At 44.8% G+C, this 21,437-nt stretch carries 25 protein-coding genes and 1 pseudogene; 3 read left to right on the forward strand and 23 right to left on the reverse strand.

Annotation, left to right across the window (positions count from 1 at the left end; genetic code table 11):
- From P159_RS21130 to P159_RS20485, 5 genes and pseudogenes are all read right to left on the reverse strand, one after another.
- A pseudogene (locus tag P159_RS21130) lies at positions 1–601 on the reverse strand (hypothetical protein); the annotation flags it as partial.
- Between the two features lie 2,123 nt (positions 602–2,724).
- Complete coding sequence (locus tag P159_RS0104710; RefSeq protein ID WP_029541952.1) at positions 2,725–3,030, reverse strand: hypothetical protein; 306 nt, start codon at positions 3,028–3,030, stop codon at positions 2,725–2,727.
- A gap of 446 nt (positions 3,031–3,476) precedes the next feature.
- Positions 3,477–3,758 (reverse strand): hypothetical protein, encoded by a 282-nt coding sequence (locus P159_RS0104720; protein ID WP_029541956.1) that lies wholly within the window; start codon positions 3,756–3,758, stop codon positions 3,477–3,479.
- A 409-nt stretch (positions 3,759–4,167) separates the two neighbouring features.
- Positions 4,168–4,371 carry an AAA family ATPase gene (locus P159_RS20480; RefSeq protein WP_029541957.1) on the reverse strand — a complete coding sequence of 68 codons (204 nt, stop codon included), beginning with the start codon at positions 4,369–4,371 and terminating at the stop codon, positions 4,168–4,170.
- 14 nt (positions 4,372–4,385) lie between these two features.
- The gene (locus P159_RS20485) at positions 4,386–4,559 is read right to left on the reverse strand and encodes a hypothetical protein (RefSeq protein ID WP_185753608.1); all 174 of its coding nucleotides are present in this window, start codon (positions 4,557–4,559) and stop codon (positions 4,386–4,388) included.
- A gap of 1,422 nt (positions 4,560–5,981) precedes the next feature.
- Between P159_RS20485 and P159_RS20195 the strand changes: the two genes are divergently transcribed.
- From P159_RS20195 to P159_RS0104755, 3 genes are all read left to right on the forward strand, one after another.
- Complete coding sequence (locus P159_RS20195; protein ID WP_080705916.1) at positions 5,982–6,122, forward strand: helix-turn-helix transcriptional regulator; 141 nt, start codon at positions 5,982–5,984, stop codon at positions 6,120–6,122.
- 163 nt (positions 6,123–6,285) lie between these two features.
- Positions 6,286–6,666 (forward strand): hypothetical protein, encoded by a 381-nt coding sequence (locus P159_RS0104750; RefSeq protein ID WP_029541962.1) that lies wholly within the window; start codon positions 6,286–6,288, stop codon positions 6,664–6,666.
- A gap of 329 nt (positions 6,667–6,995) precedes the next feature.
- Complete coding sequence (locus P159_RS0104755) at positions 6,996–8,477, forward strand: recombinase family protein (RefSeq protein WP_051650137.1); 1,482 nt, start codon at positions 6,996–6,998, stop codon at positions 8,475–8,477.
- A 75-nt stretch (positions 8,478–8,552) separates the two neighbouring features.
- Here the strand turns inward: P159_RS0104755 and P159_RS0104760 are convergent, their stop codons facing one another.
- The 18 genes from P159_RS0104760 to P159_RS20895 all read right to left on the reverse strand — a co-directional run.
- The gene (locus P159_RS0104760) at positions 8,553–8,777 is read right to left on the reverse strand and encodes a hypothetical protein (RefSeq protein WP_029541966.1); all 225 of its coding nucleotides are present in this window, start codon (positions 8,775–8,777) and stop codon (positions 8,553–8,555) included.
- 2 nt (positions 8,778–8,779) lie between these two features.
- Entirely contained in the window at positions 8,780–9,007 is a 228-nt protein-coding gene (locus P159_RS0104765) for a hypothetical protein (RefSeq protein WP_029541967.1), read from the reverse strand.
- A 2-nt stretch (positions 9,008–9,009) separates the two neighbouring features.
- Positions 9,010–9,468: a hypothetical protein gene (locus P159_RS0104770; protein WP_029541970.1), complete on the reverse strand. Its 459-nt coding sequence runs from the start codon at positions 9,466–9,468 to the stop codon at positions 9,010–9,012.
- A gap of 2 nt (positions 9,469–9,470) precedes the next feature.
- Complete coding sequence (locus tag P159_RS0104775) at positions 9,471–9,869, reverse strand: hypothetical protein (RefSeq protein ID WP_029541972.1); 399 nt, start codon at positions 9,867–9,869, stop codon at positions 9,471–9,473.
- Positions 9,870–10,315: 446 nt separating this feature from the next.
- Complete coding sequence (locus P159_RS0104785; protein WP_029541974.1) at positions 10,316–10,513, reverse strand: hypothetical protein; 198 nt, start codon at positions 10,511–10,513, stop codon at positions 10,316–10,318.
- Between the two features lie 15 nt (positions 10,514–10,528).
- Complete coding sequence (locus P159_RS0104790; protein ID WP_029541977.1) at positions 10,529–10,753, reverse strand: hypothetical protein; 225 nt, start codon at positions 10,751–10,753, stop codon at positions 10,529–10,531.
- Between the two features lie 12 nt (positions 10,754–10,765).
- Positions 10,766–10,993, reverse strand: a complete 228-nt coding sequence (locus P159_RS0104795; protein WP_029541980.1) for a hypothetical protein — start codon at positions 10,991–10,993, stop codon at positions 10,766–10,768.
- 170 nt (positions 10,994–11,163) lie between these two features.
- Positions 11,164–11,496: a hypothetical protein gene (locus P159_RS0104800; protein WP_185753610.1), complete on the reverse strand. Its 333-nt coding sequence runs from the start codon at positions 11,494–11,496 to the stop codon at positions 11,164–11,166.
- A 21-nt stretch (positions 11,497–11,517) separates the two neighbouring features.
- Entirely contained in the window at positions 11,518–11,721 is a 204-nt protein-coding gene (locus tag P159_RS0104805; protein ID WP_029541985.1) for a hypothetical protein, read from the reverse strand.
- 98 nt (positions 11,722–11,819) lie between these two features.
- Positions 11,820–12,185, reverse strand: coding sequence for a hypothetical protein (locus tag P159_RS0104810; RefSeq protein ID WP_029541987.1), 366 nt, complete (start codon positions 12,183–12,185; stop codon positions 11,820–11,822).
- A gap of 351 nt (positions 12,186–12,536) precedes the next feature.
- The gene (locus tag P159_RS0104815; protein WP_029541990.1) at positions 12,537–12,824 is read right to left on the reverse strand and encodes a hypothetical protein; all 288 of its coding nucleotides are present in this window, start codon (positions 12,822–12,824) and stop codon (positions 12,537–12,539) included.
- A 319-nt stretch (positions 12,825–13,143) separates the two neighbouring features.
- Positions 13,144–13,467, reverse strand: a complete 324-nt coding sequence (locus tag P159_RS0104820) for a hypothetical protein (protein ID WP_029541993.1) — start codon at positions 13,465–13,467, stop codon at positions 13,144–13,146.
- 2,456 nt (positions 13,468–15,923) lie between these two features.
- The gene (locus tag P159_RS20205) at positions 15,924–16,238 is read right to left on the reverse strand and encodes a hypothetical protein (protein ID WP_029541999.1); all 315 of its coding nucleotides are present in this window, start codon (positions 16,236–16,238) and stop codon (positions 15,924–15,926) included.
- A 2,151-nt stretch (positions 16,239–18,389) separates the two neighbouring features.
- The gene (locus P159_RS20495; RefSeq protein ID WP_185753611.1) at positions 18,390–18,551 is read right to left on the reverse strand and encodes a hypothetical protein; all 162 of its coding nucleotides are present in this window, start codon (positions 18,549–18,551) and stop codon (positions 18,390–18,392) included.
- 481 nt (positions 18,552–19,032) lie between these two features.
- Positions 19,033–20,553 (reverse strand): LamG-like jellyroll fold domain-containing protein, encoded by a 1,521-nt coding sequence (locus P159_RS0104855; RefSeq protein ID WP_072004111.1) that lies wholly within the window; start codon positions 20,551–20,553, stop codon positions 19,033–19,035.
- Positions 20,522–20,731: a hypothetical protein gene (locus P159_RS20500; protein WP_029542010.1), complete on the reverse strand. Its 210-nt coding sequence runs from the start codon at positions 20,729–20,731 to the stop codon at positions 20,522–20,524. The genes P159_RS0104855 and P159_RS20500 overlap by 32 nt, the downstream gene beginning before the upstream one ends.
- Before the next feature lie 15 nt (positions 20,732–20,746).
- Positions 20,747–21,142 (reverse strand): hypothetical protein, encoded by a 396-nt coding sequence (locus P159_RS0104865; RefSeq protein WP_029542011.1) that lies wholly within the window; start codon positions 21,140–21,142, stop codon positions 20,747–20,749.
- The coding region (locus P159_RS20895) for a hypothetical protein (RefSeq protein WP_221174055.1) at positions 21,123–21,437 on the reverse strand (315 nt) is incomplete at its 5' end. The genes P159_RS0104865 and P159_RS20895, both read right to left, overlap by 20 nt.

Raw genomic sequence — 21,437 nt, forward strand, 5'->3', positions numbered from 1 at the left:
TCGTCCCAAATTCTGAGCATAACGCCTTTAAATCATCGGCTTCGGATTTTGAGCAGATAGGGCGAATCTTTTGCTGGTACAGATTTAAAATTTTTTCTGGCAAGGGAGGGGGGGCGGTTTCGGGCGTGGATAGATTCTCGCTAGTATCTTCTAGTGAGTTAGTATATATAATATCCTCCCTATCCTTACCTAACCTAACCTTACTTAACCTAACCTTACCTATGCTTCCATCTTGTACACAATCCTGTATACATCCCTGTATACAGGATGTATCCACCATTTCGTAAACCTTAGTTTTATCATTGACTTTGACGAGATTTTTTTCTGGCGTCTGCGATGGATGATACCTGTCCTTTTGTATGTAGTTATGCACTTTCCAGTGTTTTACAACCACCACCCCGCTATCAAAAGGGATGATGTATTGTTTAGCTATAAGTAATTTCAGTTCATCGTCGCTTGCGCCTATCATGCGCTGAATCCGTTTGGGATTATTTATAAAGCCGTCGTCGTCCCGCCGCATTGCCAGATGAAAATATAACGCCTGGGTCGTCAAGGGCAGGTCTAAAAAACTGTCGCTATCGATAATTGTTTTTGAAAACATTCTTCTTTCCCGCCATTGTTTAACCTCGTTATGCAATCACTACAGGAACGCCCGTCACCCGCTCAATCTCCTTTTAAAATCTTCCGCGTTTGAATTGCCGTCGCTCATGTGAATAAGCGTTATTTCTTTCGCGGTTAATTCATCATAAGTCGAAAAATATTCCTCTAACTTTTCGATACTCATGTGCGTTTCAATTATCCGATTTGCGTAGGAAATTTCCGCGCCATTTTCCACGTTTTTGTTCAAGAATAGCCCTACTATAATTCGCCCTCAATTAGCCAATAATTGACCTTTAAAAACTTGTACGGAATTGCGGACAAATCCGTCAAATAAACCATCTTTCTTCGGTTTTAATTGACCGAATATTAATAGCATACAACGCAATCATGCGGGACATAAAACGCCTGGATATCGAACGTACCCACATCAAAATTATAGAGGCGTTCTTTCGATCGTCATGTACTTTTCAACGGGGCGAATATTAGGCACCAATCAAGCATATCTTCGGCGCATGCACGGATCCCGCGCCGAATTAGTGCATCGATAGCCCTGCTATGGTCTTTATGTTTTATGTGTTATTAAGGCCGCGGAATCTCCGATAATTTGTAATCAAACCCTCCGGAATTCGCTTTAACGGGATGCCTGCATCTAGCAGGAGACGGGTCGAACCGTCCCCACTAATAGCAGTTACCGACGAGCCTGTTGCTATTTTATTTAATGTCCATAATTAGAACTCGGGTTCGCCAGCATCAAAGCAATTTCGGTCTGCGGTGCAGGTGCAGGAGAGGGGTTTTCCATGACAGCTTTCCACGTTTTCGCCTGGGAAATCAACAGGGGGATTTTCCACGGAATTATCAACATATATCAGCAGTACCATCTTCGCGAATTACCGCCGAATCCAGCTTCAACAGCGCGGCGCCAAATTTTCGCCTGCATATCGATTGGACATGATGCCATATTTCGAAATAATCAGCTTCAAAACCGTTTTCAATGCCATTCGCATCGAAGTTCGTTGTCCATACGGATTAGATTTCCCGCTACGTGTATCATAGCGTAAGCCATGCTATATTTAGACGCATGGCTTCTACTTCTTCGCGGCTCATATAAGCGTTTTTTCACAACCCGTTTTATCAATCTGAAATACGCAATATATCCCACGATTTTTGTCGGATTTACGTTTCCCGCGAAATGATTTCACCCGTGATAAAATCGACGTCCTCGGATTTCACCTTCATGCACAGGCGCGGCCGTTAATTGTCTTATACTGTCCTGTCCGCATTGCCAATTTGAGTAAGCCCTTTCCAGCCAATCTGAAAACTTGCCTCGTTCTTGTAGGGAAACAATGTACGCAAAACCTAAATTAGGGTTTATCGGGAGCTTCATTGTTGCCCGCCGTCATTGCCGCGGAAATAACCCGTTTTGGGGTCACACCCTGCAAAGTCTATTATTACTCTTTACCCAACGCCAGTAAGGACGTTAAAACGCGCCGCCCAATTTTTATCCAAAACATCAGCAAAAAACGCTCTTTTAATATTGTCGCTGTTTATCCATGTTTCGCCCACGCAACTACACCGTTATTAACGTCTGCACCTGGTTGTTATAATTGCCCATCTTATTCGTCTCCATCTTATGTGCAATTACCGGCCACACTCAACCGCCAATCTCGCGAATAATGTCCAATATATGGCACTTAGCTTCTTCCGCCAATGCAAAACACCATGGACGCCCTAAAAGATATATCAAGTGTCGATGTTCCCCCTCAAATTCGATTTTCGGGGGGCGTTTCCTCGTCCCCGCATTGTCAGTTTAATTTTAGCTAATGCCATACTGGATTCCTCCTCTTTATTCATTCACGACCGTTCAAATCTGCATCATCTTTGGAAACGACTAAACGGATAACCTGGTGGCCGGGGCATTTCCGCAAATCTGTTACACTTTCCGCCCTGTCCAACAATGACCGGGCAAGATAAGTATTAAAATGCTTCGAAAGGACGTCGATAATTTCCAAACCTGGCATTTATTTGCGCCGCAGTATTCGCTTGATTTCCACTCGACTTTTACGCCCTTATCATTAGCTATTAAAGGCTCGCACACTCAGCTAAACCCCGCCGTTAATTTGCTCTTTAAACAGCTCCATCCGACTGTCTCGAAATGCTCCGAAACCTTTCGGAAACGTACCGCATTTTTTCGCGGAAAATGTTTCGCAAAGGTGGATGGCCCTTGTCGTAATAATCCAGGTCGGCGGATGCCTGTTTCATTTCACTTTGCAATTCTTCAATGCGCTGGCGGGCTGATTCCTGTGCTTTATGTCGTGCAAGATATTCCTGCACTTCCGCAATTTGAGCATCAATTTCGGAGGTGTCGGGCTTCGTGTCGCCCTGCTCCGCTTTTGCCTGTTCCAGCTTTGCCGAAAGTTCTTCAAGTCGCATTTATTTTCTTTGTATTTTTTCCGAATCTTCGTAGCTAGAATTGGGTTCGGAATTTACCAGCGCGAGCTTTTTGTTTTGCACTCGGAAAGTTCTGCCTGTTTTAGTGTAAGCGTTCCTGAAAAGAATCTGCTTTTCTTTCTGTGCCGCGATGTTTTCTTTCGATACTTCTTTCCCCCTGGCATTGATTTCCGCTTTACGTTCTGCCAGTTTTTCCAGCCAATTTTCCCGAAGTTGGCGCACAGTATCAACAGGTAAAACCTGCCCGCACGTGGGACCAAATTTCGCTTTTCGGATTCCATTTTTCCATCTTCAATGCGTCGAAATCTGCAAGGCATTTTTCGCGCTCGGATTCCATCTTTTTTAGCTGTTCACCCCGCTTCGAATGCCTGGATTGAAAAGGTGATTGATTTCTTTCTGGATTTCTGTTTCCTGCGCCCGAGTACGATTCAAGTCGTTCTTTTGGTCGTATCAACGTGCTCCCTGTAATATGATTCACGGCCTTTTTCGATAGCAGTTCTGATGCCCGCCATCGCCGCTTCAATGCCTAATATGGTGGTATTTTTCGGCTGAATCTGCATCTGTGCTTTCTGTTCTTGCAACGCTTTCAGCACATTCGGCAATTCATCGAAATCAACATTTTCGTCGGTCAATGTGCGGGATAATTCATCAATTCGGGCGGGAATTTCGTCGATTTTTTTATTTAAATCGCGCCGCTTAACCTTTGCCATCTGCAAAAATTCTTCGGGCGTATACCGCCGACTATTCCACGCCAGGGACGGGCAAATACTCTTTCCAACGGGGCAATTCCCGAAAAGATTTAAAATCTCGTCGTCCGAATATCCCCGCAAATGTCTACAAGGATTTTTCTGCGCTCGTCCATGGGCAAATCTTCGGCAAAATACCCTGCCAACGACAGCATCATTATGCGCTTAGAATCGCCCCCACAGATGCCCGCAACACGGGAATCATATTCCTTTTTCTTTGCGGGGATTCCGTTTATTTCGTAGGTTGTTTCGTGCCCCCGAAAAGGTTGCAGTTTGCGACCCGCGTTTTTTCTTCCAAATTTCGTGAAAATCTTTTGCTGAGAGAAATTTCCTCGCCATCATCTGCAACGACGGTCATAGTTGCGACATGAATTTAATTTATGTGTACCCTCAGTTTTCGGGAAAAGTCTTTTTCACCGTAACGGAGGAATCCGCCCAGCAGATTTATTATCGCATTTGCGACGGTGGTTTTCCCGAGCCATTTCGGCCCGTAAATCGTGACCTTGTTTCCGCTTAAATCCAGCTTTTTATCTTTCAAATTGCGGAAATTCGCAAGGGTTAAATATCTTATCTTCATCGCTGTGTATCTCCTCAAAATCCGCGCAATGCCATCACTTGCGCTGAAATATAAACGCCTATACTGACGCCTATTGCAATACCGAATACAATCGCAGTTCCGAACAGGGTTAAAGGCCATTTTTTGAGCAACGCCTTTATTTTGTCCACGGCCGCATGGTCGCCGCGGTGTTCGATGCTGGTTGCCATTGTCTCACCTCCTAATCTGTCAGCAACATCATAAATTTAAGGACAACCGCCAGCCAAAGAGCATAAAAAAACGCTTTATATTCGATGCCATTTGTTCGCATTTTCCTCCCCCTTGATTTTTTGAAGTGCTATTTCTGCCCTGGTTTCGTTAAATCTTTGCACCGCCTTTTCGCTGAAATTCTCAATCGAAAAATTTATGCGGATGCCAGCAAATGTGCCCGAATAGGTTTTACTGTTTTGATAGTCCATTTTAGTCCAAAAGCGTTAATACACTTTCGCCCCATTTAATCTGGTAAGCCGCCATGTCCGTGCCTAGTGAAAGGAAACAGCTTCGCCGTATGAGTTTCCCTTTTTCGGTCAATCGCCATCTTTACCATCTTTTTCCTGTAAGCCACAATCTGCCAGCATCCGATTTTACTTCACGGCTTTTAACCCCGCCCAGCTTTACGCCTATCTCCGTAGCCGTCATATAGCTCGGGGATTCCTCTGAGGGCAGGAGCTTCCGTAGTGGGGTCATATTGATGTCATGGGATGCCTCAGTTAAATCAAGGGGCGGTTGCAATCGCCAGCCCTGGTTTTACGCCAAAACACCTCTGGCGACTTACTTCTGCCGTGTCTGCTACATCCTGAACAGCCGACGCAATTATCCCTTTCGGGGCGGTTTGTTCCTGCTGTGCTGTATATTGCCCTGTCTTGCGGGATTGTCGGCAACACCTCATCAAATACCCAGGATTCAAATTTTTCGGCGGCAGGTAATTTTGAATGGGTCACAAGGCGGTACACATCCCCCCTCGGGAATAACATTCATCATCTGTTCGCCGCCTTTTTGTAAGGACGGGGCGTTTTACCCCCTCCCTTGCAATGCAACTTCAAAGCGTGGCGCGGATACGCATAACTAACGCAACAGCTATATCGTTTCCCTACAAAATAAATTTTTCCGTCAATGTCAAGGATTCTTATTGCCCCGAAATCCGCATTGTTAAAAATCTGTACGTCGTTCATTTAATTACCCTTTCTTACTAAGAAACGTTAACCGGAGCCGTCACAAAAAAAATACACGTGGATTTTCTCATGGGGGATGCTAAGGACGCTCGCCATGGTCAGTATTTCATCGTTTTTGAATGCAATCTTTCCTGCCAATTTTTTCGCGAGCGTTACGGTAGATATCCCCACCTTTTTAGCAAATGCCTCCCTCGTGCCACATTTTTCGACAATCCTGGCCGAGTAGCTTCGAATAATCAATCGTAGTGCTCATAATGTCACCTCCATTTTGTATTAAGTTATATAAACAACAGGGTTAATCATAACATGATTTTGTATTAATGTCAATAAGATATGTTAGCAATTATGCAAGAAAACTAGGTTTTTCTTTAACTTTTATTTGCTTTATGTTAATATAGTAAGAAAAAGGAGGGATACGAAATGAGCACATCATCTGAATCATCACAAGCCCCCATCGCCCAAAGGCTGGCGCAAGCCATGGCCGCCCGCGACATGACCGCGGCTGAGTTATCCAGGCTAACCAACATTTCCACCGCCGCGCTAAGTCATTACCGTAAATAAACGCTACAAACCAAAGCCAGGACAAACTTGACGCATTAGCTAAAGCTCTACGGGTAAATCCCGCATGGCTTCGGGGTTATAACGTAGACATGGAGGCAGATTCCCCTTTGCCAGATGCTCCGCCCCCGCTCCCCCTGGACAAAATTCCATCCGTTCTGATGTATTGACATTTCTGGAATATCAACAATTAAAATTTGATAAATTGCTGGATTTAACGAAATCCATCGAATCCGCCATTCATCACAATACTGCTTTTGCGGAAAAATATTTACGACTTACTCCGTTTAACCAGGAAATAATCAACACGACCATCGACACAATGCTAAAAACGCAACTGGCAACCAGCACCGAGGAAGATGCCCGCGCCAGCGCAAACGAAAAAGCCCGCCCTGGCACAGGCGAGCTTTACGAGGAGAGATACCCAATGAAGAAGGAGGTTGAAACGATGAAGCTACCGAAAAAATGGATAAAGGAAATGAGAAGGCACATCGCAAGAAGGGATGCTTTTATTTTAAAACCGCAAAAAATACTTATCAAGGGGTAATAATAAAAAGCCGCCCCGAAATTCAGCCAAAACAGGGCGGCGCGTGTTGAGCAAATTAGCTTTGCCATGCTCCTTGCGACTAATTCCCGCGCAAACCATGGGTCGGAAACGCGGACGGAATCGCAAGGTTTCCGCCAGCCGTCTGGGGCTGTATAATCTGCGCCACGGTTTAACGCATTGACATTATTTTAAAGCAGGATGGCAGTATTTTACAAGGGGCAATGCAACAAAAAAGCCGCCCGCAATCCCACGGACGACAATTTTGCACTATGCCGATAACACCATCACAGAGGCAATTAATATTATACCACAGGAGGAGGATGCACGCAATGAACGCGGCAATTTACGCCAGGGTCAGCACCGACAAGCAGGCGGAGCAGGGTTATTCTCTCGGCGCACAAATTGCGGATTGTACCGCAAAAGCCCGCTCGCTCGGTGCTACGCTCGTGCAGGAATTTATAGATGATGGATATTCGGGGGCGTATCTTGACCGCCCTGCATTAACATCTATGCGTGATGCAGTTCGCGCGAAAATGTTTGATTTTGTCGTGGTCTATGATATTGATAGACTGAGCCGAAATTTAAGCCATCAGCTTTTAATAACGGACGACATAGAATCAGCAGGGGCGCAATTGCATTTCGTTAATGCAGATTATAAAGCATCGGCGGAAGGGCGTTTATTTTACGCAATCCGCGGGGCTTTTGCGGGATATGAAAGGGAAAAAATTCGGGAACGGTCAATGCGGGGCAGGGTCGCAATGTTGAAACAAGGGAAAGTTATCGAGGATTCCCATGTTTACGGATACGATTTCGACAAAGAAAATCACTGCTATATTATCAACGAATTGGAAGCCAGAAACATCCGTGAAATATTCCGCCTGTATCTCATGGGCTTCGGCGGTACATCTGCAATTGCCCGACATTTTAACGCTAATATAGACAAATTTCCCCCGCCTAACCGACGTAAATGGGCGGTATCGACCATCCATGATATACTAAAAAGGGAAATGTATACGGGCAGATTTTTTGCCCATAAAACGTATCATTTTCGGACGGGTTTAAAATCTGAAAGGCGGATTGAACGCCCGCCCGATGAATGGATTCCAATGCAATGCCCGCCGATAATTTCGGACGAGGAGCATAAAAGGGCTGTTGAACTTTTGAGCAAAAATCGCACTTTTGACCTGCATCGGAAACGCACCCCGTTTTTATTTCAAGGTCTGCTATATTGCACACAATGCGGGCGAATGCTTAACGTGAGACGCAACGGAAAAAATGTCGCATATTATATGTGCATACACAACCAAAACGACGGCAATTTTGCATCTTGCGGGTCGCGGAATTTTCAGTGCGCCCCCACGGATGCCGCACTCTGGGAATTGCTTGAATCAATCTGCCAGTCGCCCGAAGCCGTGGAAAATTATATCCGCAAGTCATTGCCGCCCCCTGCCCCTGGTGCTGGTGCAGAAGATGCCCGCCAGCAGGAACTATCCCGCATCCACCAGGAAAGGCAGTCTATTTTGCAATGGGTCGGGGACGGGCTTATAAGCCACGAAGATGCGACAGCCCGCCTAAAAGCGCTCAAGGCCGCCGAAAATCGCCTTGCAAGGGTGAATACCTGCAAACCCCTAGCGCCCGTCAGAACGGACGCTGGGGCGGTATATGAGGCCGTTCGCAATTGTCCTCCCACACCAGATGCAAAAAGGCAAATCGTTCGCCAGGTAATAGACCATATAAACATCATGCGCACGGATGCAGGGACAGGGCGCAAGCATTATCAATTCGACATCCAGATATTTTTCCGCAAGTAAAAAAGGCCACCTTTTTTCGGTGGCCTTTTTTGTAGTTGCAGTATATGCCCTGTATTCACGGGCGGGAAATTGAAACTACACTAATGCCCATTCCCGCGACCAGATGCGGGCGCACGCGCTCCAAATCTCACCGTCTAGCAAGTCCTCGTCGTGAAAAATATCATGGATTTCGGAATACAGGCTTTCGGTCAATAAAATCCTGTCCTTGCGCTCTTTGCCGAAATCATACTCATAACGGGAGAAATATTTCCGCCCGAGCTTGAAAACCACATCGTTAATCATAATGGTTTCGTGTGCCATTGTTATTCCTCCTCCTCATAATCTTCGTCGTCGGGGTCGGGGTCGGCCATGCTGTCAATAATATTCCAGCGGATGCCCCCGTAGGTGTACCCGTTGTCGTGGGCAATATAAATTTTTTCATCTTCGGGAAAATTCTCCTGCATATATTCAATTAGCTCGCCCACGGTCATGGTGCTTTTAACCTGGTCGATGCCGTAGCCCTCACGGCTTGCATAAATCACCATCGCCATGATTAAGCCCCCCTTTTGATGTACTCAATAACCGCATCATAATGTCGAACTATTTCGACATATTCCCGCGCACGTTTGGAATCTGCGCCGTAGAAATAGGCTTCCCGTTCCCCATCCTTCTTTGCTTTCTGTTTCTTCTGCTCGAAATATAGCAGTATTCCACCCGTCGGAACATTCTCCACGACTTCGATTTCGGCGTGCTCCTTGTTCCACGCATCCCCTTCTGCCCGCTTGCGCATATTGTTCGTGAATATCATAATCGGCCACGAACAAAGATGGTATTTCGCCGTGCTGATTTTCCCCCGCTTGCTGATTTTTGACAAACTATGGTCGCCCCCACACCAATTCGGGTCGCCAGGGGAATAATCGACAAACCAAAAACCGTTATCACTTTTGAAGTATGCGCCCGTAATCTGCACCACATCGCCCGTGCGAATTTCGCGCCCGTTTTTATCAATCATTGTTATTCCTCCTCTATGACTTCACAGCGCATTGCGGTCATTATGTATGCCCGCATCTTCTCAGTTACGCGCCACCGCCAGGATTTGCCCCCTTCGCAATCCGCGCGCCCAATTTTTACAACCTCGCCTTTTCCATCTTTGCGAAATCTTATTATGCAGTATGTCCCCATAGGACGATATTTATAAGCACTCGGGAACGCGCCTGCGCCCACGCTGATGATTAACTCGCACCCCTCAAATGCCAGCTTTGGCACGTCTGGCAATTCCTTCTTGTAGTCCTCGACGTATTCCTCCAATTCGTCATAATCACTAATAATTCTGGCGGTTGCTTTGCCCTGGGCTTCTACCAAAGCCGCATTTATTTCCGCTTCGTGTGCGCGGTCTATAATCAACTTTTTCATTGTTCGCCCCTCCTTATTCTACTGTCAATGCCCCCTGCCGAATGACTTCGCCTCGGCTCGCGCGTCCTCTTTTCTAAGTGTTCCCCGCCTGCCCTTCTTGCAGATGGATGCTTTCAAAAGAGTACCGAGAAAATATGTGCCTTCCGTTGACGGCTTTTTCCTTTCAAACAACCGCCGAAAAATCAGATGCCCTGGCGTTGTCTCAATCAGCCCCCTACCTAATACACCCGCCGCCGCTATTGAGTTCGCCAGTCCATCAATGCAGGTCGTTTTCCTTCGCTAGTCTCTCCATCCCGAGCAGTATGTATGCTCGGAACGACAGCCCATTTTTTCCGCGGTCGCTTTGTACCGCTCTAGCTCCTCCCGCTTTATGCGGAAGGTCACGCTTGCGAGATTCCTTTGATACTTCGCGGTCGCCCGCTTTTGTGCTTCGCTGGTTGCCATTGTTACCCCCTCATGAAATCGAGCCGCTTGCGTAATTCAAAATCGGCAAGATTTACCATTTCCCGATAAAACTGTTCTTTTTTACTGTCGTTTCTCTCTTTTGCAATGCCCTGCCTTTTTGCACATACGCTTATAATACTGATTAAATCGGACGTTTTGGCCTGGGTGATACGTTTTGCCTGCATAATATTTAATAACATATTCTTTGCCCCTTTTTAATTATAAGCCCGATAATGCGGGTTTGTATGACAGCAATAAATCCGAAAACTTTCTAGTTCTGATTCTTCCTCACGTGCGATATATTCCTGCCATTCTTCGGGCGTTCTGTCGTAATATTTCCAGCCCCACACCTTAATCATATACGGGTCAATCTCAATGTTAAATTCTGCACACCTTTTTTTAATCTGCTCTTTTTCCTCCTCTGTGTATGCTTTAATCATATTCGCACCCCCTTAATTAAGGCTGTGAGTTAATCGGGCTTCAATCCAAATTGCATTAACTTCGTGCCATAAATCCAGCCCCGAAAAATTGCTAAAAACATCGTTCAGCAGTTCCGTTAAATGTTCATCTAAAGCCATTTTTTCCCTGCTGTTTCTTATCGCCCCATAGCCATTACGGACAAAATTTTTATCCGTCATGGAATACGAGACATCATTATGCGTTATGGTTGCTTTCCTCATGTGTGCCCCCCTCAACTATTAAAAAATCCTTACAAGTTCGTTTCGCTGTCCGCCACATCCTCCGCCCTTTACCCTCGGGTCGAGCCGTGTTTGCTTTGTGTATGCCCTGGGGGTTAATCCCTCCATTATCGCTCCTTCCGAGGAAGGAGCGACTTGCAAGAATTAACGTGTTACTTCACGTACCAATCACATTCCAATTCTTCCCACGGCGTTACCTCTCTAACCTTGATTTTCCACGCCACCACACGCCAGTTATCGTCCTCAGATTTAGTAATTTTAGTTGCAATCCCGAAGCCGTTGAAATTGTCTACTTCGGTTCGTGTCCCGTCTTTGTTGTAGCTGTGCTCGCCTTTCCACGCCTTCAAATACTCCGTCAATCCTTTTCGTGCCTCCTCAATGTTGTCGTATGTCCATTTAGTCTCCATCGACCAACGGACATTAGTCCATAAGTGTTTTTCACACTGAAATTTGTGTTGCGCCAACACTAAGTATTCTTTCATCATTTACGCCCCCTTTTACATTCTTTAATATTTCCAGTCCTCGGGGTAATACTCAACCCCGAGCCTTTCGCAAAGCTCCCGTGTAATAATTCCTTCCGCTCTGGCTGTTGATTTTGTTAAGCCGCGGCGGGTGTTGCATTCGAATATGGATGTAATTGTAATGCTCTGGAATTGTCTCAGCAGGTCTTTATTGCTCAGTTCTTTAACTTCCTGCCTTGATACTGCCATGATGTGCGCCCCCTTATGTAGTTATCAAGAATCATTTTAGAGGTTAATCCCTCCATGATGCCGTTTAGAAATAAACGGGCATTTGCAAGGATTAAATTTTATTCTGTAATTATCCCGTGATTGACAAGTAGCGCGGTGTCGCAACCCCAACAAACTTTTTGCCCTTCTTTTTCGAGTGCCCTGCACCGCTTATAATTTTTTTGCTCCAAATCCACGTTAAATTCGAATAAATATTCCTGATAAATATTTTTTGTGGCTTCGGTGTTCGGTAACATTTGATAACGGTCTGCAATATTCGAACAATATCTGACCGTTGCACATTTCCGCCCTTTGCTATTTACATATAGCTTTTCGACGATGCCTGCTCGGAACATCCAGCCATTCCAGCCGCTCCGTGATGGTTCAAACTGATACCACGGGAATTGAATTACGCTTCCGACCTGGATTTTTTTGGCTTTCCTCATGTTGTCGCCCTCCCTATGTAGTTGTCATTGAGCCTTTTTGTTTTTGTGTTGTGTTCCCCTTGTCTAATTAGAGTATATAGCATACCCCATACGTTGTCAATGGGGTACGCCCTATATTTTTATGTATACCGCAAAACACATATCAATTACAATGTCCACGCATGGCGCACACCTGTCCGCATTACTTATAATAGTAGGAAACCACAAAAAAAGGCCGTGGCTACTACTGCCACGGCTATTCAAAAGTAAATCTATAAGCATCTATCATTATAGCAAAAAAGGGCGCATCGTCAAAACGCCCCTTTGCTGTCGTAACTAAAGGCTATAGCTCCTCAAGCAATAATTATTGTCTCACTTGTCGCCAGTATTAGCAACCGCCTTTGTCAAAAATTTATCAATGAGCCATAGGCCACCCTCGACCGCGAACGGAATCACAATCAAGTCGCGGATTTTCGTCCAGCCAGATTCTTTTTCCGCCTGCTCCCGCACCTGGGCGATAAACTTATCTGCATACGGACGGACGACTGGCAGAACAATTTCCGACAGCCAAAGGACGAAATCTTGCTTTGTTTTTTCCGTGACGGTTTCGACGTCAATGTGCTTTATGACCGCATCCCTAATTTCAACCCATTTTGACATTATACACGCCCCCCTTTATCTAATTTATCTAACTAAATAGATAAAATATAGATAGTTTTAGATAGTTTTTGCAAGTTGCAGGCAAGTTAAAATGCCCGCATAAATACTGGATTTGCGTCATATATGGCGCACCAATGTGCCAAAAATGCAAGTTATTTTCGCATGATTTAACTCGATTTTAACACGATTTTAACACGATTTAACACACGCAAAAAATGCGTTTGCGTTAAATGTCGAGATACAAAAACATCGCCATCAAACGCCTTCCCGCCGATATTCAACGAATCGGTAAAACTGCCACATATTACCCTTTATATCGTCACACTGCCCCCACTGTGCATTCCACACCGCGCACCCCAAAGACCGCCAATCGAATATAGTTCTCGAACCAGGACAGGGACGCATATACGCCGCAATCCAGCGGTTTTATTTCGTCAAAGAAACGCCTGCATATAGCGGTTACATTTTCGCGGGAGAAGGTCAAAACCGTGGCTTTTTTATATCCGTCCGCATCTTCCATATCGAACCGATTACAGGCAATTTCTAAAAGCACGCCCGCTTCATCAATGGCCTGTTTGCAGTTCCGCGCTTCCTGCTGTGCCTGCTCGGGATTAAGCGCATACGAATAATGATACGGCGCCACACAGCAAGCCCATGTCGTGGCGCCCCGTTGACATTACGCACAAAATCTTCATCTATCGCGTAACGCCCGTAAGAACTCCGCACAATCGCGAATTTCATGGCCTGCATCTGCAACCGCTTCCCAATCTACGACGACCGTTGTTTTCGCTTACGTCAATTGCCATTTGTCATAATTTAGCCCCCTTTTTGTGCTCGACAATCATTTTCATCTTCATTCATTTAAACCAGAGACGGAAATTATTCGTTTCGCCCCTGGATAAAACCCATCACACGCATTCTGCGTTCGAATGTTGTATTGTCCCAAATTCCGAGAGTTTATCCCACAGTTTTCGCATCCCTATTTCCCCTCTTTCCCCTCCGTATGCCGCTGGTTAGCATACCCGAGCAAACCGCGCCGCCAGGAATGTCTGTAGGTCTTTTATCGCTCCCCATAATTATTCGCGCCCCCAAAAAACGCCACCAAGACGCCCATGGCTATAATCTTATCTGTGCTCCATGCCATTCGACTTTTCCCTCACATCGTTCGAGCCTGGAATTTGGGTCTGAACGGGGTTCGTTGGTCTAATTCTGCGACCCGCAATTCCAGTTCGTGTCGTCTATCTTCGGCGGTTAATAATTCCATGCGCAAATCCTTAATAGCATCATTCAAATTTTTGATTGATGTATTAGCGGCTTTAAAATCGAATATGAAAAAATGCCCCATACGAAACCTAATAAGAGCGTACCGGATACTGCGTTCTGCAAGATTTATTTTCCACGTCTATCACCCCGTTACCCCCTGTGCAGAGGACTTTTTATCTTTTGAGAGTTTCCTGACCTCACATCTGCAATTAGGTCATTTGATATTTTTTTATATTATGTGTTGCACGGCGCAGGTTTTTTACGTATTCAAAATTGATATTAAAGCAGTATCTCTTTAACTCCGTTTCCTGTCTGTTGGGTGATGGCTCGTCAGGGGGTTAATCGCCTTGTTGTCAATCAAGACGCATCCGTAAGGAAAGACGAATAAACCCACCGATTGTCGTTAATCTCCCAGAACGCAAGCCGCCCAAAATAAGAAGTCGCGCCGTGGTTAATTGGTGCAAAACAGATTCGACACTTTCGGCAAAATGTTTATATTACTTTCATAACGCCCAAAGGCCGATTTGATGCTCAGATTTAATTTCGGCGTTTCCCGTCCAAAGTCTTTCGCGGCGATAACTTCTCACTGCGCCCTCTGTCATAACGCTTTTGTCGGGGTTTGTTGGTTTCGAGATAACCGCATACATCGGGGGTCGATTAAATACTGGATTCTTGGTCCGTTCGCTACTCCCGAAAATGTTTCTCCTAAAATCGGTCATTATTGAGCAATTGTCGGGACAGTTTTATCCGCACGACGGGGAACTCTTTTTCGTTTATTTCTGTTACTTCTGCTCCCTGCGCATTCGTCCATTCTCGCTTCGATATCCCGTTATTTGTGTTTTTATTTACGACTAGCCAGTGTTGCAAATCTCTATTGCTCCCGTAGATTTTACCGCAAAACATAACACACAATAGGGGCAATAAACATGATAATATGACGAAACATCTTTGTATTCTCCTTCGTCCCTATCATATTCCTGGTCGATGGTATGCGGAGAACAAACACCCTCGGCAATCGTCAAATTATCATTTCCCATGCGCACTATCGGTTCGTAAATACAAAATTTAAAACTTGCGTATGCAGATATGATACCCAAATATCAAACGTTCGTAATTCTTCTTCCGAATAATTCCCTTCTTGCGAATAGCGTTTCCAAATTTCCGTATTCACCTCCGTCGTCATTATACTCTAATAAATTTCTTTCAGCTTATCAATCGCAAACTCGAACTGCCCTAATCATTTGAGCTATCGGCGTGCGTTCTGCTTGACTTACTAAAAATCGGATTATTTGCGACCACGGATCCCTGTCACCCAATTAAAACCGAAATCATCCGTCCCCTCACTTTGCGTATAATAAAAATTGATAGCAAAAAAACGGAAAGGTCGATTTTTGCCTTGCGGCGCATCTGCGTTCAACCCATGCCAAGGTGCTTTTCTGCGACAAAAATTCTGCCGTGAAAACGCTTGTTTTAGTCACCCGCATATCGAGAAAACAATTCAAGTCGCCCGCATAATGTTGCGCGGATTCCTGCATCTGTTAATATGCGCAATAAATCGCGTCTTTTGTTGTATACATCCAATTCGCAACAACGCGCCTTTACCATTTATGGGCTTTATTTCGCTAGGCAAATTAAACCACATAATGTCGGGGTACTTCCATTCCGACCACCCGTAGGGCGTGCCATTTTTGCGCAATAAACCCGCGCCAAATCCATAAAAAAGATACCCCGAAACCCGACTAAAATCTGTCACAGTTTGACGGACGGGAACATGGCCGTAAACGATACGGCCATCCGTCCAAACTCTGTCGCCAACTTTTACGGGCAAATTTCCAATCATTCGTAAAAAGCGCCCATCCTCGTCTGTGATGCCGCCACCGCCCACGGAAGCGACGGTAACTGCCTCAGATACTCATACCCATTAGACACCGACAACCACCGCCATTCCGTTATCTGAGATAATACACCAAACCGCGTCGCCATCTTTAAAAAACATATCAACGGCAGGGGCAAATGGGAGAACTTTCTCCCCAATAACCACGCTCCCACCGCGCACAATTCCGCGCCGTGCTTTTGGTTTTTCGTGCGGTCGTAAATGGCCTGTGATACCAGATTAGACACCGCGTTTTTCATCCTGCTTAAATCCGCCATTTAATACCACCTCACGATTTCGATTGTCTGTTTATTTCTGATTTTCTCGTTTACAGTTACCGTATTAGACCGCAAATAATAAATATTTCCGCCCAGGGAAATTTTATCATTGAAATCAATCACGTGCGGATAATCATAAACGTCAACAGTGATTTGATTCTTCGGTTTTGCGGTCGGAGCCAAACAATCGCATCCGTCAATGATTTCAGCATGGCTTCACCGTCAACGGGGAACGATGTGTCTATGAGCGTCACACCGTTTATTGTACGGTTTCCGATTTGCTCTTTATCCTTGGTGATGAATAATTCCGTACAATAAATATTTATTGCCATCGCTATCACTGACAACAATTCCGCCACTACGCCCAGAATTACCCCCGCCTGCAATTTGATTTTGCTGATACGGCGTTATACGGTCATCAAAAATTAGAATTAGTGACGACGCCACCAATAACGCCGTCGTCGTCGGTGCTATAAACGTGCGCTTGAGTATAGCTTACGGGCTCGTGAGTTGTAACGACCTTATCGACCAATTCACCGCCGCTATACGTTTCCGCCGTCTCCTTATGCAAGAATTTTTGCCCATCGCCTTTTGTGATGTATTCATACGTCGTGACGACTTTTTCCTCTCCGTGCTCTACTGTAGTCTCTTTTACTAAATTATCATCCTCGTATTTTGCCGTCCCCCGCCTTCTTCCTCCTCACTTTCTTCGGGTGGGTTATATGGTTCTTCATCGAACTCACTCCATTCTTTCATGCGTGAAACGACTTCCGTTTTGCTCCACGGGTCGCTCCCCCATGTCATGCGCATGAGCTTTCTTTTTATTGTCGGCTCGGCTATTTTAAATTATCCAGAACAATCGTATTTTGTTCCTGCCCGCGCTGAATAACGTAAATAGTTTCGTTTCGCATATACACGTTAATCATTAAATGCGGGATTCGTGAAGTCCATCCAAAAAGCTCCGAAATCAATCCAGAATAATTCGAGCCAGATTGTACGGTTGTGCTCATAGTAGATATAAAATCAGTAAACTGTAAAGAAACATTTTTCCCTAGTTTACTTGCTATTTCCGTAATATGAGCACTTGCGGGCGCGGACGGAATTTTCTCGACTTGTTCCTCATGCGCGGCATTGTATCTGTTAATTTCCGCTAAATACTCCGCCGTCCACTCAAACTTATTTTCGGGATTTCATACGCCAACTGCCGATATAATATCTCGTCAACATCGCACGTTAAATGGCAAGATTCCAAAATGCCTTTTGTCGTCGTTTCCTCCACCCGCCGCGAATAATATAATCAAGAAATTGCAGATTGACGCATCCATGATGTTTACGTGAGCCGCATAAACAAAAGAAATATTATCCGTCAATTGCTGTTCTTGCATCGAAATAGTGCAACTCTGAATAACCGAATTGTCTACGGGGCGTGGGAAAACTGGCGTGTCGTGAGACGGTGGATTATACTCTGGCGGTACATACACAGGGACAACAATATTCCGTACAAGATTCCGCTGAATATCAATCGGAATTTCCACCGTGTTAATTATTACTCTTTCCGCTGAGAATGTTTCGGTAATGTTTTTATTATAGTCGTCAAGATACCTTTCTGCATCGACCTGCAAATCTACGTTTATAGCATTACCGCAAAACAATCCTTTCCGCGTCTATTGTATAAATCGCCTGCGCCGTTAATACGCGTTGCGTATCGATATCAAGCGTTAGGGAAATGTCTGGCCAATGCGCATTATCCGTAAAATCTAACTTGCCGTTCGATATAACGATATTTGAAAATAACGCATAAGGCGCACTATCGAGCAATAACTCGAATTAAGCACGAGATTTTTTGAACGCATTCCCACATGAACAGGGCCGCTATACGAATAAATCAAGCCACCATCATCGGTATAAACTTCGATGATGCCATCGGTGTCGTCAGCTTCCAGATGCAAAATAATAGTCTGCAATCCATCCGTTTTCGCAACGTTCTCTAGTGTTTGCAATAGCTGATGAACCGCCCGCGGCCATAGTGGTTGTCTATATCAATATCGTCCGTATCCCAGAAATCTGTTCTAATTACCGTCGCAAATCTAGTCGAGTATTCATCAATAACAGTCCATTGAGCATCACCATTTTCACGATACACGTCGAATTTTATCCAAACTCTGTCGGTATCCGGGGATAGGAAAAGTCCCTTTTTGTTTTCTCAAACTGCGTAAAGGCTACGCCAGTTTTACTTTTACTGACGGGGAGGTTGTTATATTGTTTGGCGTTTGATGTATTCAGCAACCCTTCAAGCAAACCTACATTTTTCATAACGCCAGATTTCCTCGTCGGTAATATTTCTTTGCGCATCGAAATACACAACAACAGCGTTCTGAAGCAATCTTTCAGCATCAAAACTAACCGATAAATCTGCACAAATATCGCGCTCAACATCAGCGAAAAAGCGGCCGCTTATAGCTAATACTCTTTCAACATCCGCATAAAATTCTGCTGGATTGAACCGCCAACAAGCTGTCTTTCGGCATCAAAAGACAGTAACAGACTTTTTAAAATTTCGCGCTGTGCATCTGCTGAGAAGCTAACAGATATATCGGCAGAAACGTTATCATAAAACCAGAGCGGATTATTCGAAATAATGACATTAGAAATAAGTCTGCGTCACCACTGTCAACGCCAGAAACAATGTCAATTTTAGAAAAAGGGAATCCCGCCGTTTACTGCGCCATTAAAAGAATACAAAGCCCGTCAACATCCGAGAACAATTCAATAATTCCGTTTGTTGAATCGGCCTTCATGTGCAAATAAACGTGCGAAGGGTGTCGTCAATTTCAACCGACATTGACACATCCGCAATAATGCCGTAACTGTTCCCGTCGTAGTTAACAAACCGAATAACCGTGCCAGGGGTATAGTTACACAATGCGAGAATCCCGACGACTATAGCTGAATTGCTTTGGTAATTTGTGTAATCAAGAATTTTCCATCCGTAGGATTGTGAATAAACGTCGAATTTTATCCAGATTTCCGCTGTTCCCGTGGCAATATCAAACAGCGCTATATTTTCCGTCGTCTGATAAAACGCCGAACCTGTTTTGCTTTGAGTTTGCGGAAGGTTGTCCACCTGTACGGCGGTGTTAGTATTAATTAAATCTGTAATCGTACCCGCGTTTTCATACTGCCATAAAGTCGCGGGAATTTTTGGCATTCGGATAGCGTCAAATTTTAAATAAAGAAATGTCTCGTTAAACCACAACGGCGAATTTGAAATTTCAATGCTCGAAAAAAATGTTCCGCTACCGTCTGATTGCAAATATAAATTGCCGAAATTCGTGCCGCTATTAACTTCCCCTGTATACGCGTACAACAAGCCGCCATTGTCCGTGTATGCTTCGATTAAGCCGTTCGTCGAATCGGCTTTCATGTGCAGGATGATTGTCTGAAGCGAATTGATTTTTGCCAAGTTTGACCAATAATACACATTCGTACTACGGTTAAAAAACGAAATGCGGCCATCCGTCTGAGCAGTAATACCCGTAGCGTTCCCGCTACCCGTAGAAATGTCATACGCCCGCCAACGGTTCACCCCATCAAAATAAACATCGAATTTAATCCAGACTTCTTTCGACGCGGGCACATCAAAAATTTTCGTCTGCGTGGTCTGATAAAATGCCTTGCCCGTCCTGCTTTTAGTCGCTGGTAAATCTGTTAATTGCACCGCCGTGGTTGTATTTATCAGCGTATCAATTTCCCCGATATTTTCATAATGCCACTCGCTAGCAGGGATTTTTGCCCGTCTAATAACGTCGGGGTAAAACTCAATAATATTATAAAAAGATGCATCAGGTGGCGTGAAATTACTGCCTGATGTCCATAAATCAACGCCATCATAAATGCGGAATTCGTCAATTGAACCAATTAGCCCTTGATTTCCATTCGGCAGTGCGCCGATGACAATATCGAATTCATCTCTATTATATTTTGGAATATTGTATAATCTTCCGACCTTGCCATTTACACAGAGATATAAAGACGCACTACCGTATGTATCTGGGTTATAAACCAAAGCTACGTGAACCCTAGTATTTATTCCTGGTTCAGTATTATCAACATTGTAGCCGTAATCCTGCGAACAATCTGCATAACTATTTGCCCACAAATTAAAGAGAGACGAATTATTTGCGGACTTGCGTACAGATGCTAGAAAATAACCATTTGTAGGATTAATAATCGAAAACAATCTAGCATTATTGGGAGATGAAGAATCAACACGAGCAATACAATCAATCGTAAAAGGTCTTCCGCCTAATTCCACGCCCCGACAATTTAATAAAGCTATTTCCGTCCAATTGCAACGCCTTGCCACTAATCGCATTTGTAGCGGAAATAGTGGGGTTCCCCGTTGATGCCCACTGGTTATCGGCAATAAAATCTTTTGTTGCCGATTCGTCAAATCTAAGCCATGACCGCAGATATTTATTGCCGATATCCATACCAACACCCCCTTATTATACTGCCGTAATTGTCGCCGTTACTGCAAGGCTAACGCTTCTATCTGTGCCAGGATTCTCGGTACTTGCGCTGGATGCCTGCGCCCAAAAAATCGTATTTGTCGTGCCGATAGCCGACGTAATAGTAATACTGTCTGCATACGTGCCATTCTCCGTCAAGCACAGTTTCCAGCGGTCATTCGTGTCGCCGCTATCTGCAATAGTTGTATCGCCAACGGTGGTATATCCCGTCTCGCAACGAATCGCCAGCTTAACCTTTTTTGTTTCGGCTTCGGACGCATTTAGCGCGACAGTGATAGGCTCGGTGTAAGTCCCACCCGTGGAAACTGCCGTGCCATCAGTGCCCGCCGCCGTGGGGTTGCCTTTGTAGATGTTAATATAAGCGTTTGACATTTTTAAACCCTCCAAACCTCAAAGTCGAGTAACACATAATCTTTAAACCGTGGGAAATATTTATAAGAGCGCAAAACAAGTCGCACATCTTGCCAAATTGCCCCGATTCATCCGTGAAATTTACAAGCGTTCTGGATTCCCAAAGGGAATATATAGCCGCCGCATTGTCCCACGAAAAACACGCCGAAACTGTGATGGAATCACCGCTCGAAATATGACCGTAATCCTGTACGGTATTCCCGCCAATGAGCGGAATTTTTTCGATTCTATCGTCAAAATTTATCATGCAACTTTC

It is taken from the genome of Selenomonas sp. AB3002 (assembly GCF_000702545.1).
Lineage (GTDB): Bacteria > Bacillota > Negativicutes > Selenomonadales > Selenomonadaceae > Selenomonas_B > Selenomonas_B ruminantium_A.

Coding starts and splice junctions, on each gene's coding strand:
- P159_RS0104790 (WP_029541977.1), bottom strand. CDS start 10,753: ATGATTAAAGCATACACAGAGGAGGAAAAAGAGCAGATTAAAAAAAGG.
- P159_RS0104710 (WP_029541952.1), bottom strand. CDS start 3,030: ATGCGACTTGAAGAACTTTCGGCAAAGCTGGAACAGGCAAAAGCGGAG.
- P159_RS0104815 (WP_029541990.1), bottom strand. CDS start 12,824: ATGTCAAAATGGGTTGAAATTAGGGATGCGGTCATAAAGCACATTGAC.
- P159_RS0104865 (WP_029542011.1), bottom strand. CDS start 21,142: ATGTCAAACGCTTATATTAACATCTACAAAGGCAACCCCACGGCGGCG.
- P159_RS20500 (WP_029542010.1), bottom strand. CDS start 20,731: ATGGATATCGGCAATAAATATCTGCGGTCATGGCTTAGATTTGACGAA.
- P159_RS0104760 (WP_029541966.1), bottom strand. CDS start 8,777: ATGGCACACGAAACCATTATGATTAACGATGTGGTTTTCAAGCTCGGG.
- P159_RS0104795 (WP_029541980.1), bottom strand. CDS start 10,993: ATGAGGAAAGCAACCATAACGCATAATGATGTCTCGTATTCCATGACG.
- P159_RS20495 (WP_185753611.1), bottom strand. CDS start 18,551: ATGAAAAATGTAGGTTTGCTTGAAGGGTTGCTGAATACATCAAACGCC.
- P159_RS0104770 (WP_029541970.1), bottom strand. CDS start 9,468: ATGATTGATAAAAACGGGCGCGAAATTCGCACGGGCGATGTGGTGCAG.
- P159_RS0104755 (WP_051650137.1), top strand. CDS start 6,996: ATGAACGCGGCAATTTACGCCAGGGTCAGCACCGACAAGCAGGCGGAG.
- P159_RS0104810 (WP_029541987.1), bottom strand. CDS start 12,185: ATGAGGAAAGCCAAAAAAATCCAGGTCGGAAGCGTAATTCAATTCCCG.
- P159_RS0104720 (WP_029541956.1), bottom strand. CDS start 3,758: ATGGCAAAGGTTAAGCGGCGCGATTTAAATAAAAAAATCGACGAAATT.
- P159_RS0104800 (WP_185753610.1), bottom strand. CDS start 11,496: ATGATGAAAGAATACTTAGTGTTGGCGCAACACAAATTTCAGTGTGAA.
- P159_RS0104805 (WP_029541985.1), bottom strand. CDS start 11,721: ATGGCAGTATCAAGGCAGGAAGTTAAAGAACTGAGCAATAAAGACCTG.
- P159_RS0104765 (WP_029541967.1), bottom strand. CDS start 9,007: ATGGCGATGGTGATTTATGCAAGCCGTGAGGGCTACGGCATCGACCAG.
- P159_RS20480 (WP_029541957.1), bottom strand. CDS start 4,371: ATGAAGATAAGATATTTAACCCTTGCGAATTTCCGCAATTTGAAAGAT.
- P159_RS20205 (WP_029541999.1), bottom strand. CDS start 16,238: ATGGCGGATTTAAGCAGGATGAAAAACGCGGTGTCTAATCTGGTATCA.
- P159_RS20485 (WP_185753608.1), bottom strand. CDS start 4,559: ATGGCAACCAGCATCGAACACCGCGGCGACCATGCGGCCGTGGACAAA.
- P159_RS0104775 (WP_029541972.1), bottom strand. CDS start 9,869: ATGAAAAAGTTGATTATAGACCGCGCACACGAAGCGGAAATAAATGCG.
- P159_RS20195 (WP_080705916.1), top strand. CDS start 5,982: ATGAGCACATCATCTGAATCATCACAAGCCCCCATCGCCCAAAGGCTG.
- P159_RS0104785 (WP_029541974.1), bottom strand. CDS start 10,513: ATGTTATTAAATATTATGCAGGCAAAACGTATCACCCAGGCCAAAACG.